Source organism: Cryobacterium sp. TMT2-17-1 (genome assembly GCF_004402765.1).
GTDB lineage: Bacteria > Actinomycetota > Actinomycetes > Actinomycetales > Microbacteriaceae > Cryobacterium > Cryobacterium sandaracinum.
Genome location: NZ_SOGC01000002.1, coordinates 1 through 15,873 on the forward strand (window position 1 = coordinate 1; position 15,873 = coordinate 15,873).

Consider the following 15,873-nt stretch of genomic DNA (forward strand, 5'->3'; position numbering starts at 1 on the left):
GGCGGCGGGCCGCGGGGCCGCGGGGCCGCGGGGCTGGCGGCGCGACAGCGGGCGGGAGGCACGCAAACTCGCTCCGGTAGACTGGGCTGACTGCCCACAAACCTCAGGAGTTGCACCATGGTTGACGTTCGGCGGGTCAAACTTCCCGGGGTGGGAGTGCTGCACACCTTCATCACGGATGACGGCGGCAAAGTGGGCGTCATCGCCCACCGCTCGGGGCACAGCGACCTCATCACCTTCGCGGACGACGAGGGCGGCCCCGACGCCGCCAAGGTGTCCCTGCGGCTGAACGAAGACGAAGCGCACACACTCGCCGAGCTCCTCGGCGGCACCCAGATCACCGAGTCGCTCACCGCGCTCGACCAGATCCCCGGCCTCAGCATCGACTGGTTCACCGTCGACTACGAAGACCACATCGCCGGCCAGGCGCTCGGCAACCCCGCCGACCGCGGCATAGCCGGTCTGACGGTCGTGGCCGTCGTCCGCGGGGAGTCCGCGAACCCGGCGCCCGCCCACGACTTCCGTGTCTTCCCCGGCGACACGCTCGTCGTCGCCGGCTCGCCCGAGAAGGTCGCGAAGGCCTTCGCCTTCTTCCGCACCGGCGAGGTTAAGGCCAAGTCCGTCGACGCGCCGCCCGGGGGCTAGTACATGCAACTCGGCGAAGACCTCATCACTCTTGGCATCCTGCTCGTCGTTGCCTATCTCCTCGGTCGTGCCGGAAAGCTGATCGGGCTGCCGTCCATCCCCATCTACATGATTGTCGGGCTCCTGGCCAGCCCGAACACCGGCTGGTTCCCGCTGGACTTCCAGTCGGCGGACATCGAACTGATCGCCATTTTCGGGCTGATCCTGCTCCTGTTCAGCCTCGGCCTCGAATTCGACCAGGAGGCGTTCTTCGGCGACGCCGGAAAACTCCTGATTTCCGGCGGCTCCTACGTTCTGATCAACATGGGAGTCGGCTTCGCGTTCGGCCTGATGGTCGGCTGGGGCAGCCGGGAGGCCCTTGTGATCGCCGGAATGACCGGCACCTCCTCGAGCGCCATCATCACCAAGCTCCTGATTGAACTGCGCCGGCTTGCCAACAAGGAAACTCCGATGATCCTCGGCGTGACCATCGTCGGCGACATCTTCATCGCGGTCTACCTGGCGATCGTCTCCGTCGTGCTCAGCGGCAAGACCGAGGCCTGGCCGATCGTGCTGCAACTGAGCATCGCCTTCCTCTTTCTCGTCGTGATGTTCTCGGTGGCCCGCTGGGGCGCCAAAGTCGTCTCCCGGCTGATGCGCACCAAGGACGACGAACTGTTCACCATCCTCTTCTTCGGGCTCGCCGTGCTCTTTGCCGGGATCGGTGAGATCATCGGCGTGACGGATGCGATCGGGGCCTTCCTGATCGGGGTGGTGCTCGGCGCGAGCACGTACCGCGGCCGGATCGAGCGCGTCGCCGTACCCCTGCGCGACGTGTTCGGGGCTTTCTTCTTCCTCAACTTCGGCCTCGCGCTGAACGTGGCCGAATTCGGATCGGTGATCACCATCGTGTTCGCGGCCGTCGGCATGACCTTCGTGCTCAGCCTGATCTCCGGAATGCTGATGGCGAAACTGCACGGCATGGGCCCGCGGGAGGGACTCAACACCGCGGCCATCTTCGTCAACCGCGGCGAGTTCACGCTGATCCTGGCAACCCTGTCGGTGACCGCGGGTCTCGATCAGCGGCTGCAGCCCTTCGCCGGCCTCTACGTGCTCACGATGGCGATCCTGGGGCCGCTCTTCGCGGCGAACTCCGAGAAGATCGGCGCGGCCCTGCGGCGACGCCGGAAAGCCGTCCCGGCCCGGAAACGCGCCCACGACGTGATGCTGGCGGAGGAAATCGCCCTGGTCGAGGCGGCCACCGCCGCCGACACCGGCACGGATGCCCAACGCGCCGCCGACCGTCTCCTCGCCGACCACCGCCAGCGCCCTGCCGACGCGACCGCCGACTCGGAGGCAGATGCCGCCGCGGCCGACGGACCGGCGTCCGCGGCCCCGGACTCCATGCTCGACTTCATCTCCGGCCGGCGCCCGGCCGAAACCGGCCCGGTCGACAAGCCGGCGCGTGACACCGCTTCAGGGGACTACTCATGATCACAACCATGCTCCGGCCGCGCTGGCTGATCGCGCTGCTGCTGGCGCTCGCGATCGCCGCGGCCTTCGCCCTGCTCGGCCGGTGGCAGCTCGAACGCGCCATCGCGTCCGGCGAAGTCGTGGAGCGCAGCACCGAGACCGTGCAGCCGCTCCACGAGGCGGTGTCGCCGGACGGGCCGCCGCGCGAGTCAGCGACCGGCCAGCTGGTCACCGTGGACGGCTCCTTCGTGCCGGGGGACGACGTGCTGATCAGCGAACGCCTCAACGGGGGCGACAGCGGTTTCTGGGTAGTGAGCCGCTTGTCGACGGTGGAAACGGCATCCGTGCCCGTCTCCACCATCGCCGTGGCTCGCGGCTGGGCCGCCACCGAGGAGGAGGCCAGGTCGGCGATCGAGGCGCTCTCGGCGCAGGCCGCCGCGCAGCAGCAGACCGTGATGGGCCGCTTCGTTCCCTCCGAGGCTCCCGTCGTGCCGGACGAGGACAGCGACCCGCGCACCCAGACCACGGTCTCCACCGCCGCGCTGATCAACCGGTGGGCGGACTTCACCGACCAGTCCGTCTACGCCGGCTACATCGTCGACACGGATGCTGCCGCGAACCTCACCGTGATCGACTCGCCCGTGCCCGGCAACGACGCATCGGTCAACTGGCTGAACATCTTCTACGCCCTCGAGTGGGCAGTCTTCGCCGGCTTCGCGGTGTTCCTCTGGTACCGCCTGGTTCGGGACGACTGGGAGCGTCAGCAGGAGCAGGCCGCCATCGACGCGACGGAGGCCGTCTAGAATTGGCCCATGCCACTTGACCCCAAGCCTGCCGACATCCCCAAAATCCCCGGTGCGCTCCGGCTCTACAAGGTTTCCTCGGTCATCACCGGTGTCTTCCTGCTGCTGCTCTGCGTCGAGGTCTTCCTGAAGTTCGTGCTGCAGCTCGAAATCGAAGTCGGCGGCCCGAACGGGATCATCGCCCTCGTCGCCCGGGACTCGGTGACCGCATTCAACCTGAGCACCGGCATCCTGATCGTGCACGGCTGGCTGTACGTGCTCTACCTGTTCAGTGACTTCCAGCTCTGGAGCCTGATGCGCTGGTCATTCCCCAAGTTTCTGCTGATCGCACTCGGAGGCATCATTCCTACCCTGTCCTTCTTCCTCGAGGTGCGCGTCGCGCGCGAGGTCAACGCCTTCCTGGCGACGCACGCCGACTCGGCTGCCGCTGCCGCTGGGGCCGAGGCCCGCTCGTGAGCGCCGCTGTGAGCGCCTCGACCGGTGCCCGCCCCGTTCTGGTGGTCGACTTCGGTGCCCAGTACGCGCAGCTGATCGCGCGCCGGGTGCGCGAGGCATCCGTCTACTCCGAGATCGTGGCCCACTCGATCACCGCGGCCGAGGTCGCGGAGAAGAACCCGCTCGGCATCGTGCTCAGCGGCGGGCCGTCCAGCGTCTACGCCGAGGGTGCCCCCACCTTCGACCCGGACATCTTCGACCTGGGCATCCCGATCCTGGGCATCTGCTACGGCTTTCAGGTGATGGCCACGACCCTTGGCGGCGAGGTGGCCCGCACTGGCCGGAGCGAGTACGGCGCGACCCCGGTCAGAGTCACCGACAGCGGCAACGCGCTGCTGGCCGGGCAGCCGGCCGAGCAGACGGCGTGGATGAGCCACGGTGACTCCGTGTCGAAAGCCCCCGCCGGCTTCTCGGTGCTCGCGTCCACGAGCTCCACCCCGGTCGCCGCCTTCGCGAACGATTCGCGCCGGCTCTACGGCGTGCAGTGGCACCCCGAGGTCAAGCACTCCGAATTCGGCCAGAACGTGCTCGAGAACTTCCTGCACCGCGCCGCCGGCATCCCCGCCGACTGGAACAGCGGCAACGTCATCGCCGAACAGGTGGCCCGCATCCAGGCCCAGGTCGGCACCGGCAAGGTCATCTGCGGGCTCTCCGGCGGAGTCGATTCCGCCGTGGCCGCTGCCCTCGTGCACAAGGCCATCGGCGACCAGCTCGTCTGCGTGTTCGTCGACCACGGCCTGCTCCGCCAGGACGAGCGCCGTCAGGTCGAGGAAGACTTCGTCAAGGCCACCGGCGTGCGTCTGGTCACCGTCGATGTACGTGAGCGGTTCCTGACCGCGCTGGAGGGCGTCAGCGACCCGGAGACCAAGCGCAAGATCATCGGTCGTGAGTTCATCCGCACCTTCGAGCAGGCTCAGGCCGAATTGATCAAGGAAGCGGCGGCAACGAATGAAGACCCGATCCGCTTCCTCGTGCAGGGCACCCTGTACCCGGACGTCGTCGAGTCCGGCGGCGGCAGCGGCACCGCCAACATCAAGAGCCACCACAACGTCGGGGGCCTGCCGGAAGACCTGCAGTTCGAATTGATCGAACCGCTGCGCACCCTGTTCAAAGACGAAGTGCGCGCGATCGGCGCCGAGCTGGGACTGCCGGCCGAGATCGTGCAGCGCCAGCCGTTCCCCGGACCCGGACTCGGCATCCGCATCGTGGGCTCGATCACCCAGGACCGGCTCGACCTGCTTCGCCATGCGGATGCGATCGTGCGCGCCGAGCTGAGCGCCGCGGGCCTCGACCGTGAGATCTGGCAGTGCCCGGTGGTGCTGCTCGCCGACGTGCGGTCCGTGGGCGTGCAGGGTGACGGCCGCACCTACGGGCACCCGATCGTGTTGCGCCCGGTGTCGTCGGAAGACGCCATGACGGCCGACTGGACCCGCCTGCCGTACGACCTGTTGGCGCGGATCTCGAACCGAATCACGAACGAGGTGGACGGGGTGAACCGCGTCGTGCTCGACGTCACGTCCAAGCCGCCGGGGACCATCGAATGGGAGTAGGGGAATGCTCCCGGTTGTGACGCGGGGAGTGAGCGTGTCGCTCCTCAGCTCAAACAATGGGCGGCGGATGCCGGACCCTCCGCTTCGCTCCGGGGCCGGCATCCGCCGCCCATAACTCGACACCCCGCGACACGCCCTCTCCCCGCCTCGCGATCGCTGAGGGACAAGCAACTTTGGGGGTGAGGACGACGAAAGGGCCGCCCCGATGGGGCGGCCCTTTCTACGTGCGGTCGTGCGGCGGGGTGGGTACTACTCGCGGGCGATGGCGAAGATGCGGAGCATCTCGACGTAGAGCCAGACGACGGTGAGCATGATGCCGAAGGCCCCGGTCCAGCCGTACTTGCGGGGGATTCGGTTGTTGACGCCGCGCTGGATGAAGTCGAAGTCGAGCACCAGCGAGTACGCGGCCATGATCACGGCGAGGACGCCGATCAGGAGGCCGATCGGGATGCCGAAGATCTCGGCGCTGCGAAGACCGAACGCGTTGTCGGTCGCGCCGAAGACCATCATGCCGAAGTTGATCAGCGAGAACACGCCGTAGCCGATCATGGCGATCATGAAGACCTTGGTGGCCTTCTTGGAGGCGCGGATCTTGCCGCTGGCGAAGAGGGCCAGCGTGACGCCGACGACGACGAGCGTGGCGAGCACGGCCTGGGTGACGACACCCGGGTAGATCTGCTCGAAGACGATCGAGATGCCACCGACGAAGAGGCCCTGGGCCGCGGCGTATGCGAGGATCAGGGGCGGCGACGGCTCCTTTTTGAACGCGTTGACCAGTCCGAGGACCAGACCCGCGATCGCGCCGACGATGAGCGGCAGCATCGTCACCGGGGTGACCAGCCAGCCGATGGCTGCGGTCACCAGCAGCAAGGCGAAGCTGAGCACCGTCTTGCGGATGGTGTCGTCGTAGCTCATCCGGTCGGTGTCCTGTGAACCGGCGGAGGGAGCGTTGAACATGCCCTGCAGGTCGCTGTCGGAGAGCACCTTGCCACCGGCAGTGGCGCCAGGAGCGCCGAACGCGGCGTTTCGGGAGAATGCGGGGTTGGAAGATGCCATGGTTGCCGAAGCTCACAATCAAGTGGGTAGGTAGCGGAGCCAACACCGGTAGGTGCTGGACAGTTCCTAGATTCTATTCAGATCTGCTGGGGATCCGCCCAATTTGATGCCCGTGGTTCGCGGTGACCGGGGGGCGGCGCCCCGCCGACCAGCCGGCCAGCCACCAGGCGAGCCAGGAGGCGGCCGCCGTGGTGATGAAACCGATTAGATAACCGACCCAGTTCTGGTCGTAATTGTTCAGCGCGTCCTTGAGCAGGAAACTCATCGTGATCGACGGGATCAGGGCCAGGTAGCTCAACCACGGGCGGTGCCGCACGAGCAGCCAGCAGGCCAGAAGCACGGCGAAGACACCGTTGAAATCGGCTCCGCCCAGCAGCAGGATGCTGCACAGCAGGGCCGGAACCAGAACCGTGAGCCGCCGCCACAGGGCCCCCGGCAGAATCAGCCAGCCCAGCACGTGCAGGGGCGGGCCGATGGCCAGGAAGAACAGGCTGTAGGTACTGGTGAAGTTCGTGGCAAGCACCCCGAGCACGACCAGCGTCAGTCCGGTCACGTAGCGGGCGCGGTAGCTGCCCCACCGGTGCAGACGGGTCGGTGGAACGGTCCAGGGTGTCATCGCCTCGATTCTGGCAGTTGCACGCGTAGGGTTGGCAAATGCAGCCGATTGTGATCGGTCACCGCGGGGCGAGCGGTTACCGACCAGAGCACACCCGTTCCGCCTACGAACTGGCCGTCGCTCTCGGCGCGGACGCGGTCGAGCCTGACATCGTCGCCACCCGCGACGGTGTACTGGTGGTGCGCCACGAGAACGAGATCGGGGCGACGACGAATGTCGCAGCGCACCCCGAGTTCGCCGGCCGCCGGGCGAGCAAGGTGATCGACGGCATCCGGCTCACCGGCTGGTTCACCGAGGACTTCACCTGGGCCGAGCTGCGCACCCTGCGCGCCCGGGAGCGCCTGCCCGAGGTGCGGAAGGCAAGCGCCACCTTCGACGACCGGTTCCCCCTGCTGCGCCTGCGGGACGTGTTCAAGCTGATGGACCGGCTGTCCGGACGGGTGCGCCGGCCCATCGGCGTCGTCGCCGAGCTCAAGCACGCCACCTACTTCGAGTCGATCGGGCTTCCGCTCGACGAGCTGTTCGCCGCCGAGGTCAACGACGCCGGTTGGAACGCCGGCGACGGCCGCCTCACCATCGAGAGCTTCGAGCGCAGCCTCCTCGACAAGGTCTACGCGCGCGGCATCTACGGCAAGCGTGTCTTCCTACTCGAGGCGCGCGGCAAACCCGCCGACGAGGTCGCGCTGCTCGGGCCGAAAGCGCCCCACTACGCCGACTACCTCTCCGACACCGGGCTCTACGGGCTGAGCGGCACGGTCGACGGGATCAGCGTGCCCAAATCGCTCATCCTGGCCACGGATGCCGATGGTCACGTCTCCGGCGCCTCCGACCTGGTCGACGCCGCGCACGCCGCGGACCTGGAGATCTACTGCTGGACGCTGCGCCCGGAGAACCGGTACCTTGCGAAGACGTTCCGCCGTGGGCGGCTGCGGGCCGACTTCGGAAACTGGCAGGCCGAGTTCCGCACCATCCTCGGCACCGGGATCGACGGGGTCTTCGCCGACCACCCCGACCTGGCGGTGCTCGTGCGGGACGAGCTGGCCGCGGAGGACTGACCGGGGCGCTGCCCCGCACCGGGGCGGTGTCAGACGCAGCACCTAGAATTGGGAGCGATATGACGACCCTCTTCGACCCGGACCACACGCCCGCCCGCCAGGTCCCCTCCGCGGTGCCCATCATCCTGGACGGAGCGGCTCCGCGCGACCGAGAGAGTCCACTGCTCGAAGGGCTCAACCCCCAGCAACGCGAGGCTGTGCTGTACCGCGGACCGGCGCTGCTGATCATCGCGGGCGCCGGCTCCGGGAAGACCAGCGTGCTCACCCGCCGCATCGCCAGTCTGCTGGAGAGCCGCGAGGCCTGGCCGAGCCAGATCCTCGCCATCACCTTCACCAACAAGGCCGCGGCGGAGATGCGGGAGCGGGTGCGGGCGATCCTCGGCCAGGGGGCCGACGGCATGTGGATCAGCACCTTCCATTCCTCCTGCGTGCGCATCCTGCGCCGCGAAGCGGAAAGCGCGGGCCTCTCTTCCACGTTCAGCATCTACGACTCGGCCGACACCAAGGTCACGCTCAAGCGCATCATCAAGGCCCTCGACGCCGATACGCTCGGCTTCACGCCCGGTAATGCGTCAGCGAAGATCTCCAAGCTCAAGAACGAGCTCGCGGACGCCGACTCCTACGCCCGCAACGCGAACATGAGCGACCCGCAGGAGGTCATGTTCGTCGAGATCTTCCGGCAGTACACCCATCGGCTGCGCGCGGCCAACGCCCTCGACTTCGACGACCTGATCGGCGAGACGGTCTACCTGTTCCGCGCGTTCCCGAAGGTCGCGGCCCTCTATCGGCGCCGGTTCCGCCACATCCTGGTCGACGAATACCAGGACACCAACCACGCGCAGTACTCGCTGGTGCGCGAGCTGACCCGTCCCGTCGAGCCCGACCTGGCCGAGGAGATGGAGGCGACCGGTGTGCACGTGCGCAACCTGCGCGACGCCTCCGGCGGCATCCCGGGAGCCTCGCTCACCGTGGTCGGCGACTCCGACCAGTCGATCTACGCCTTCCGAGGCGCGGACACCCGCAACATCAGCGAGTTCGAGCGCGACTTTCCGGGCACCAGGGTGATCCTGCTCGAGCAGAACTACCGCTCGACCCAGAACATCCTCTCGGCCGCCAACGCGGTGATCGGCCACAACTTCGACCGCACAGACAAGAAACTGTGGAGCGCGGGCGGCGACGGCGAGAAGATCGTGGGCTACACGGCCTATTCCGGTCACGACGAGGCCCAGTTCGTCTCGGACGAGATCGAGGTGCTGCACCGCGCCGGCATGGCCTACCGCGACATGGCCGTGTTCTACCGCACCAACGCGCAGACCCGTGCGCTTGAAGAAATCCTGGTGCGCTCCGCGGTGCCCTACCGGGTCGTCGGCGGCACCAAGTTCTACGAGCGGGCTGAGATCAAGGATGCGCTGGCATACCTGATCGCCGTCGCGAACCCGAACGACGAACTGGCGCTGCGTCGCATCCTGAACACCCCCAAGCGCGGAATCGGCCCGGCCACCGAGACGGCGCTGGCGAGCTTCGCGGAGGCGAACCAGATCAGCTTCCGGCAGTCGATGCGCGACTGCGCATCGCTGGGCCTCGGCCCCAAGGTGACCGGGGCCATCCTGAAGCTGGCAACCTTGCTCGACGAGGCGGCGCTGAAGCTCGACCCGGAGAACCCGGCCGGCACGGCGAACGTGTCCGAGCTGCTTACGTTCCTGCTCGATGGCAGCGGACTGCTCAGCCTGCTGCGAGGCAGCCGCGACCCGCAAGACGAGGCGCGCGCCGAGAACATCGAGGAACTCGTCGCCCAGACCAAGGACTTCAACAAGGAGAACCCCGACTCGGGACTGGTCGACTTCCTCACCCAGGTGTCCCTGGTCGCCGCCGCCGACGACCTCGACGACGCCTCCGGAACGGTGTCCCTGATGACCCTGCACACGGCGAAGGGACTCGAATACGAGGCCGTGTTCCTGACCGGCGTGGAGGAGGGCCTGCTGCCGCACCAGATGTCGGCCAACGAGCCCGGCGGGCCCGCCGAGGAGCGGCGCCTGTTCTACGTGGGCATCACCCGAGCCCGCCAGAGGCTCTACCTCTCCCTGGCGATGACCCGGGCCCAGTTCGGCGACATCAACGTGGCCATGCCCAGTCGCTACCTGCAGGAGATCCCCGTCGACCTGATCGACTGGAAGCAGTCCCCGGGCATGGCGAACTCCCGCGGCGGTACCCAGCCCCGGGCGCTGAACGCGAGACGCGACGGGTTCGGCGGCGGGTTCGCGGGGCGCGGTGACCCGCAGGCGCTGCCGCCCGCGCCGAAGAAGAAGACCGAATGGGCCAGCCGGGTGCCGAGCCAGGTGCGCGACAACGGTGACCTCACCCTGATGCAGGGCGACCGCATCCGTCACGTCGATTTCGGCGACGGCCGCGTCAACCAGGTCACCGGTGACGGCACCAAGCGCATCGCGCACGTCCAGTTCGACACGGCGGGCGCAAAGAAGCTTCTGATCAAGATCGCGCCGATCGAGAAGCTCTAGTGGCGGAGCCGCGTGCCGCGGGTCCCGGCGCGCCGCGGCCTTCCTGCTGGTCAGCGTCGCCGCCGGGCTCGTGATGAGCGTGGCCGAGGCAACCCTGCCGGCCCTGGTGCTCGGGCTCCTGCTCGTGATCACGGCGGGGATCCTGCTGGCATCGACGTATGGCTTGTTCCCCGGCACGCCGATCTTTTTCGTCTTCGCCTACCTGGTCTGTGCGCAGGTGCCCGCGCCGGTCGACGAGATGCTGCCGCGCCTGTTGGTGGCAGTGACGAGCGCCGCGCTGGCCTGGCTGCTCACCATGTCCGGCTGGGCGTTTCGGCGCCTGGTCGGAGACCGCTCCGGCGACCTGTTCAAGGAGCTGCCGCGCACGCCGCTGCTGCGACCGGCCGCGTTCCGCGACGTCCAGGTGTGGCTCACCATCCTGCAGCACCAGGTCGGCGTGCTGCTGGCCGGCGGGCTCGCCCTCTTCGTGAGCATCGGGCACCCCTACCGGGCAGTGGTGAGCGTGGTCGCCGTGCTCCCGCCGCCCCGTGCCGCGCACTCCATCTCCCGGGCGGTGCACCGCATCATCGGTACCGCGCTCGGAGTGGCGGTGACCGCCCTCGTGCTGCTGCCCGGGCCATCCGTCTGGGTGCTGATCGCGGTGATCGCGATCGGCCAGTTCGGCGCGGAAATCCTGATCGGCAGGCACTACGGCGCCGCCCTGCTGTTCGTCACGCCATTGGCGCTGACCGTGGCTCACCTGGCCGACCCGGTCGCCGTGCCGACGCTGCTGGTCGACCGGGTGGTGGAAACCGCGCTCGGCGGCGTGGTCGCGGTGCTGATCGTGCTCGCGGCGCGCGGCCCCGCCCGGCAGCATTCGCGTCGGCTCGGTGGAAAGCGTCCACCCCTGAACGCTTAGGAACTGCACAGGTTGCTCCCAGCTTTTCGATAGCCCGTCGATTGGTACGCTCGCGAGGCTCTTCGCATGAGCATCGACACCCGCACCACCCCGCCGCGTCGGCGCACTGCTCCCGCGCCGCGCGTGCGCCCCGAATACCGGCAACGGATGCGGCTGGCTGACACCCTGCAGGTTCTCTGTACCGTCTCCGTCGCCCTCGTCATCGCCCTGTTCCTGGCCGATGGCGGCGCTGCCCGCTTCGCCACCCCCGCAGACGTGCTCACCTCCCTCGGCGTGCTGGCCGGACTGATCGGCACAGACCTGCTCCTGATCATGATGCTGCTGGCCGCACGGTTGCCCGCCATCGACCGGGCCTTCGGCCACGACGGTGCGATGGCCCTGCACCAGTCGCTCGGTAAGCCGGCGCTCTCCCTGATCCTCGCGCACGCCGGGCTTTTGATCGTGGGCTACGCGCTGGCCGGCGAGATCAGCGTCGTCGCCGAGGTGTGGCGCATGCTGACCGTGCTGCCGGACATGCTCCTGGCCGTCATCGGCCTCGGACTCCTGGTGCTGGTGGTCGTCAGCTCGATCGTGATCGTTCGGCACCGCCTGCCGTACGAGGTGTGGCACATCGTGCACCTGCTCTCCTACGTGGCCGTGCTGGCGTCGCTGCCGCACCAGCTCACCGTCGGGGCCCTCCTGGTCGCCGGCTCGCCGCAGTGGTTTTACTGGCTGGCCCTGTACGTGGGGGTGGCCGGCTCGATCCTCGTCTTCCGGGTCATCCTGCCGGTCGTCCGCTCGCTGAGGGCCCGGCTGCGGGTGGAGGGCGTCGACCGGGTCGCCGACGGCGTCGTCTCGATCCGTGTGTCCGGCCACCGCCTGGCCCGGCTTCAGGCCGACGCCGGGCAGTTCTTCATCTGGCGGTTCTGGACTCCCGGGCTCTGGTGGCAGGCGCATCCGTTCTCCCTCTCGGCCGCGCCCACCGGCAACTCCCTGCGCATCACGGTGCGCTCCCTTGGCGACGCCTCTGCCGCGCTCGGCGGCCTGCGCCGGGGCACCCGGGTGAGCGTCGAGGGCCCATACGGACTGTTCACCGACCGGGCCAGAACGTCACCGCGGATCGTGCTCGTGGCCGCCGGTATCGGCGTCGCCCCGATCCGCTCCCTGTTGGAGACGGCGAGTTTCCTGCCCGGGCAGGCCACGGTCATCCTGCGCTCCCACACGCTCGCAGACAGCTACCTGGCCGACGAACTCGCCGAGTTGTGCCGGGCGCGGGGTGCGGAGTTCCGCGTCATCGTGGGGAAGCGGCCGCCGGGTGTGGAGATTTGGCTGCCCGCCGACGCGGTGGCGGGCCCGGTGAACCTGCTGACCCTGGTGCCGCGGCTGCGTGACGCGGACGTGTATGTCTGTGGTCCACGGCGGTGGACTGATGAGGTCGTGCGGGATGCCCGCTCGGCCGGCCTTCCCCCGCGACAGATTCATTTCGAAAGGTTTGACTGGTGAGAATTCGAGCAGCGGCTGCGGCCGCCCTGGCTTCCGTTTCCGTTCTGTCGGTGGGTTGGCTCGTCGGAGCCCCCGCCGTGCAATCCCTGCAGGCCACGCTGACGACGACCCTGACGAAGCCGCCGTCCAACGAAACGACGGGCGTGTCCTCGACGGGCGGTGGCACGGGCGGTGCGACGACCACGATCGACGCGTCGGCACCTGTCGCCGAGGCGCTCGCGCCCACCAGCGTCACCGGCACGTTCGAGGGCTCAGCCGTGCAGACCCGGTTCGGCCCGATGCAGGTGTCGGTGACCATCGACAACGGTACGATCACCATGGTCACCCCGCTGCAGCTGACCAATGACGACCGGAAGTCGGTCCAGATCAGCAACCGGGCGGCCCCGATCCTGCGGGACGAGGTGCTCGCCGCGCAGTCCGCCAACGTGGCGAACGTCAGCGGCGCGACGTACACGACCCAGGGGTACCTCCGTTCGCTCCAGGCAGCCCTCGATGCCGCACAGTTGTAGCGCGGTGGCCGGTCACACGGCGATCACGGCCCTGAGCATGGGGACCGTCATCAGCATCCGTCTCGGTGACGGCGCCGCCCCGCACGACGACGCCCGCCTGGCTGCTGCCCGGAACGCGGTCGTGGAGGTGTTCCGAGGCTGGAACGAACGCTTCAGCCTGCACCGGGAGGGGTCGGAGCTCAGCCGCGTCAACCGTGGCGAGCTGCGGCTCACCCAGGCCGGGCACGAACTCCGCGACTGCTACGCGCTCGCCCTGGCGTGGCGGGGCCGCACCGACGGGGTCTTCACCCCGCACCGCGCCGACGGCGCCATCGACCTGTCCGGCATCGTCAAGAGCCTCGCGATCGCGGAGGCCGGAGACCTGCTGAACCGAATCGGAGCCCGGGACTGGTCGCTCAACGCAGGCGGGGACATCCTCGTCGGCGGTGACCGGGCGCCCGGCCTCGCCTGGTCGGCCGGGATCGTCGACCCTCTGGACCGAGGAACCCTGCTCGCCACGGTGCCGCTGACCCTGCCGGTGCGGGCCGTGGCCACCTCGGGCAGCGCGGAGCGCGGCGACCACATCTGGACCACCGTCGACGGCGGGGTGTCGCCCTACCGCCAGGTCACCGTCTTCGCCCGGGACATCGTGACCGCGGATGTGCTGGCCACGGCCATCGTCGCCGGCGGGCAGGCGGCACTGGACCGCAGCACGGAGGCTTTCCCGATCGATGTGCTGGCGGTGCTGCGCGACGGTTCGCTGCTGGCCACGCCAGGCCTGCGGGCAGCGTCGGGCCTGCGGGCAGCGTCGGGCCTGCGGGCAGCGTCGGCCTGACCGGGCTCGCGGGCGCGGGGCCTGTCGCCCTGCCTGGATGCCCTTCCTTGTCGCTTGCGGCTCGGGAGCGTAGCGTTGCCGCCGCGGGGATGCCCAAACGGGGCGGCTCCCATCAAGCTGGAGGTGTCATCATGGCGAGCGACCCGGAGGGACTCTGGCCGCGGCGAGCGGATGCGACGAGCGACGGACTCGACGAAGACCGCGAGATCGATGACATCGAACTGACCCTCGACAAGGATGTGCCGCTCGCCGAGCACGGAGATGCGGTGTGGATGATCGACGCCGACCAGCGCCCGGTTGAGCTTGACGACGAGGACGACGACCGGGGAACCGAGGAGCCCGGCGAGCCCGGACCCCGGGAGTAGCCGGCCTCGTCAAACCGATTGGTTCTGTCGCTCTCGGAAGATCAGAGCCGACCGCACCGCGTGGCGCCGTTCACCCCCGGAGGAGCGCCGTGCCCGCGGCGAACCAATTCGACGGAGATTCTCCTGAAAAACGGCTTTTCGAGGGTAATCAGGGCCGTTTCTGGCAAAATCTCCGTCGAATTCGTTCAGGCCGGAGACGCTGAAGCGCCGCGTACTCGAGAGACTCGCCGAGCCGTGAGTTCGGCTCCTCAACCCTGTGGCCCGTGGGGAGAGGAGCTCTGCTCACCGTTCGGCGAGCGTACGTGCGTCGGAGCGGCTACGCGACGGCGCGGGTGCGTGACGGAGCGGCTACGCGACGGCGCGGGTGCGAGCCTGCCGGTGGCGGAGGAGCACCGCGAGCCCGCGCCAGCCGAGCAGGAACACCCCGAGCACGACGGTCGCCACGACGACGAAGCTGAATTCCGTTCCCTGCCCGCTCACGGTGCGCAGCAGCATCCCGACGCCGACGGCGAAGAGCCAGATTCCGGTGCCTGTCCAGACGATCTTTTGCGGGCTGCGCCAGGCGCGCATGACGAGCCAGCCCACGAGGAGACCGCCAAGGAAGGGCAGCCCGGTGATCAGGGTGCCGAGAATATCCTCTTGGTGGCTGGCCCGGCCGATCAGCACGAAGACCAGCACCAGGGCGGCGTCGAGTCCCGCCGCGAGGAGGAGACTGGACCGACTGCTCTGCTGGATTGCCATGCTTCCAGCCTACGGGGGCCCGGAGGGTCAGACCGCGTTGCCGATCCGGCCGCGGTGCCGATCAGACCGCGTTGCCGATCAGACCGCGGTGCCGAGCAGGGAGCCGATCGCCCAGGTGACTCCGAGCGCGAGCAGGCCGCCGACGAGCACCCGGGAGATCGCGCGGGCTTTCGGACTGCCGCCGAGGTAGGAGCTCAGCCAGCCGGTGATGACCAGGGCGATCGCGACGGCGAGGAAAGTGGCCGGCAGGCGCCACTCCGGCGGCGGCAGCAGCACCGCCAGCAGTGGCAGGCTCGCACCGACCGTAAACGCGATGGCGGAGGCGTAGGCGGCGTGCCACGGGTTCGACAGCTCGTCGGCGCCGATGTGGAGTTCCACCTCGAGGTGCGCGGCGAGGGCGTCGTGCGCGGTCAGCTCGAGGGCCACCTGCTTCGACGTCCGGGGGGTGAGCCCCTTTGCCTGGTAAAGGTCGGCCAGTTCGGCGAGCTCCTGCTCGGGCATGTTCTCGAGTTCCCAGGTCTCCTTGGCGATCAGGGCGCGCTCGGTGTCGCGCTGGCTGCTCACCGAGACGTACTCGCCCAGGGCCATCGAGATCGCGCCGGCGAGCAGGGCGGCGACACCCGCGATCAGGATCGCCGAGGCATCCGTGGTCGCCGCCGCGACGCCGACCACCAAGGCCGCAACCGACACGATGCCGTCGTTGGCTCCGAGCACGCCGGCCCGCAGCCAGTTCAGGCGCGAGGCATGGTCGGCGGAGTGGGGATCGACGCCGTGTTCGGGTTCAGTCATGACTGAATCCAAGCAGGCGGATGCGCGCCGCGCCAGCAAGGACTGGCTTGCCTCACGGCGGCAACTTCACGGCGACCGACGTGCGGC

At 68.7% G+C, this 15,873-nt stretch carries 16 protein-coding genes; 12 read left to right on the top strand and 4 right to left on the bottom strand.

Annotation, left to right across the window (positions count from 1 at the left end; translation table 11 throughout):
* Positions 1-117: 117 nt before the first annotated feature.
* Genes E3O47_RS00010 through guaA form a run of 5 tightly spaced genes read left to right on the top strand, consistent with a single transcriptional unit; the run spans position 118 to position 4,945 of the window.
* Positions 118-645 (top strand): TrkA C-terminal domain-containing protein, encoded by a 528-nt coding sequence (locus E3O47_RS00010; RefSeq protein ID WP_104100916.1) that lies wholly within the window; start codon positions 118-120, stop codon positions 643-645.
* Between the two features lie 3 nt (positions 646-648).
* Complete coding sequence (locus E3O47_RS00015; RefSeq protein WP_134419244.1) at positions 649-2,118, top strand: cation:proton antiporter; 1,470 nt, start codon at positions 649-651, stop codon at positions 2,116-2,118.
* Positions 2,115-2,900, top strand: coding sequence for an SURF1 family cytochrome oxidase biogenesis protein (locus E3O47_RS00020; protein ID WP_134419245.1), 786 nt, complete (start codon positions 2,115-2,117; stop codon positions 2,898-2,900). The genes E3O47_RS00015 and E3O47_RS00020 overlap by 4 nt, the downstream gene beginning before the upstream one ends.
* A 9-nt stretch (positions 2,901-2,909) precedes the next feature.
* On the top strand, positions 2,910-3,356 hold the full coding sequence (locus tag E3O47_RS00025) for a DUF3817 domain-containing protein (RefSeq protein ID WP_134419246.1): 447 nt from the start codon (positions 2,910-2,912) through the stop codon (positions 3,354-3,356).
* On the top strand, positions 3,353-4,945 hold the full coding sequence (gene guaA, locus E3O47_RS00030; protein WP_241986012.1) for a glutamine-hydrolyzing GMP synthase: 1,593 nt from the start codon (positions 3,353-3,355) through the stop codon (positions 4,943-4,945). Before E3O47_RS00025 ends, guaA begins: the two co-directional genes overlap by 4 nt.
* Positions 4,946-5,194: 249 nt before the next feature.
* Here the strand turns inward: guaA and E3O47_RS00035 are convergent, their stop codons facing one another.
* Both E3O47_RS00035 and E3O47_RS00040 read right to left on the bottom strand, forming a co-directional pair.
* A complete protein-coding gene (locus tag E3O47_RS00035; RefSeq protein ID WP_104100912.1) occupies positions 5,195-6,001 on the bottom strand; it encodes a Bax inhibitor-1/YccA family protein in 807 nt (268 codons plus the stop codon).
* 73 nt (positions 6,002-6,074) lie between these two features.
* Positions 6,075-6,617, bottom strand: a complete 543-nt coding sequence (locus E3O47_RS00040) for a hypothetical protein (protein ID WP_134419247.1) — start codon at positions 6,615-6,617, stop codon at positions 6,075-6,077.
* Between the two features lie 38 nt (positions 6,618-6,655).
* Here E3O47_RS00040 and E3O47_RS00045 point away from each other — a divergent pair, with 38 nt between their 5' ends.
* The 7 genes from E3O47_RS00045 (at position 6,656) to E3O47_RS00075 (ending at position 14,256) form a co-directional block, all read left to right on the top strand.
* On the top strand, positions 6,656-7,672 hold the full coding sequence (locus tag E3O47_RS00045) for a glycerophosphodiester phosphodiesterase family protein (protein WP_104100910.1): 1,017 nt from the start codon (positions 6,656-6,658) through the stop codon (positions 7,670-7,672).
* 59 nt (positions 7,673-7,731) lie between these two features.
* Positions 7,732-10,188 (top strand): UvrD-helicase domain-containing protein, encoded by a 2,457-nt coding sequence (locus E3O47_RS00050; RefSeq protein WP_134419248.1) that lies wholly within the window; start codon positions 7,732-7,734, stop codon positions 10,186-10,188.
* A 79-nt stretch (positions 10,189-10,267) separates the two neighbouring features.
* Positions 10,268-11,086 carry an FUSC family protein gene (locus tag E3O47_RS00055; RefSeq protein WP_166785285.1) on the top strand — a complete coding sequence of 273 codons (819 nt, stop codon included), beginning with the start codon at positions 10,268-10,270 and terminating at the stop codon, positions 11,084-11,086.
* Between the two features lie 66 nt (positions 11,087-11,152).
* On the top strand, positions 11,153-12,568 hold the full coding sequence (locus tag E3O47_RS00060; protein ID WP_241986013.1) for a ferric reductase-like transmembrane domain-containing protein: 1,416 nt from the start codon (positions 11,153-11,155) through the stop codon (positions 12,566-12,568).
* Positions 12,565-13,077: an FMN-binding protein gene (locus tag E3O47_RS15770; RefSeq protein ID WP_166785286.1), complete on the top strand. Its 513-nt coding sequence runs from the start codon at positions 12,565-12,567 to the stop codon at positions 13,075-13,077. The genes E3O47_RS00060 and E3O47_RS15770 overlap by 4 nt, the downstream gene beginning before the upstream one ends.
* A gap of 4 nt (positions 13,078-13,081) precedes the next feature.
* A complete protein-coding gene (locus tag E3O47_RS00070; protein WP_347232573.1) occupies positions 13,082-13,891 on the top strand; it encodes an FAD:protein FMN transferase in 810 nt (269 codons plus the stop codon).
* A 131-nt stretch (positions 13,892-14,022) separates the two neighbouring features.
* Positions 14,023-14,256: a hypothetical protein gene (locus tag E3O47_RS00075; RefSeq protein ID WP_134375397.1), complete on the top strand. Its 234-nt coding sequence runs from the start codon at positions 14,023-14,025 to the stop codon at positions 14,254-14,256.
* Positions 14,257-14,604: 348 nt separating this feature from the next.
* Here E3O47_RS00075 and E3O47_RS00080 read toward each other — a convergent pair whose 3' ends face one another.
* Entirely contained in the window at positions 14,605-14,997 is a 393-nt protein-coding gene (locus tag E3O47_RS00080) for a DUF3054 domain-containing protein (RefSeq protein WP_134342986.1), read from the bottom strand.
* A gap of 78 nt (positions 14,998-15,075) precedes the next feature.
* Positions 15,076-15,786: a VIT family protein gene (locus E3O47_RS00085; RefSeq protein WP_104171802.1), complete on the bottom strand. Its 711-nt coding sequence runs from the start codon at positions 15,784-15,786 to the stop codon at positions 15,076-15,078.
* Positions 15,787-15,873: the final 87 nt, after the last annotated feature.

What these genes read in the sequence shown, in the direction of transcription:
- E3O47_RS00025 (WP_134419246.1), top strand. Translation starts at nt 2,910, where the DNA reads ATGCCACTTGACCCCAAGCCTGCCGACATCCCCAAAATCCCCGGTGCG.
- E3O47_RS00080 (WP_134342986.1), bottom strand. Translation starts at nt 14,997, where the DNA reads ATGGCAATCCAGCAGAGCAGTCGGTCCAGTCTCCTCCTCGCGGCGGGA.
- E3O47_RS00015 (WP_134419244.1), top strand. Translation starts at nt 649, where the DNA reads ATGCAACTCGGCGAAGACCTCATCACTCTTGGCATCCTGCTCGTCGTT.
- E3O47_RS00010 (WP_104100916.1), top strand. Translation starts at nt 118, where the DNA reads ATGGTTGACGTTCGGCGGGTCAAACTTCCCGGGGTGGGAGTGCTGCAC.
- E3O47_RS00020 (WP_134419245.1), top strand. Translation starts at nt 2,115, where the DNA reads ATGATCACAACCATGCTCCGGCCGCGCTGGCTGATCGCGCTGCTGCTG.
- E3O47_RS00050 (WP_134419248.1), top strand. Translation starts at nt 7,732, where the DNA reads ATGACGACCCTCTTCGACCCGGACCACACGCCCGCCCGCCAGGTCCCC.
- E3O47_RS00040 (WP_134419247.1), bottom strand. Translation starts at nt 6,617, where the DNA reads ATGACACCCTGGACCGTTCCACCGACCCGTCTGCACCGGTGGGGCAGC.
- E3O47_RS00075 (WP_134375397.1), top strand. Translation starts at nt 14,023, where the DNA reads ATGGCGAGCGACCCGGAGGGACTCTGGCCGCGGCGAGCGGATGCGACG.
- E3O47_RS00045 (WP_104100910.1), top strand. Translation starts at nt 6,656, where the DNA reads ATGCAGCCGATTGTGATCGGTCACCGCGGGGCGAGCGGTTACCGACCA.
- E3O47_RS00060 (WP_241986013.1), top strand. Translation starts at nt 11,153, where the DNA reads ATGAGCATCGACACCCGCACCACCCCGCCGCGTCGGCGCACTGCTCCC.
- E3O47_RS00085 (WP_104171802.1), bottom strand. Translation starts at nt 15,786, where the DNA reads ATGACTGAACCCGAACACGGCGTCGATCCCCACTCCGCCGACCATGCC.
- E3O47_RS00035 (WP_104100912.1), bottom strand. Translation starts at nt 6,001, where the DNA reads ATGGCATCTTCCAACCCCGCATTCTCCCGAAACGCCGCGTTCGGCGCT.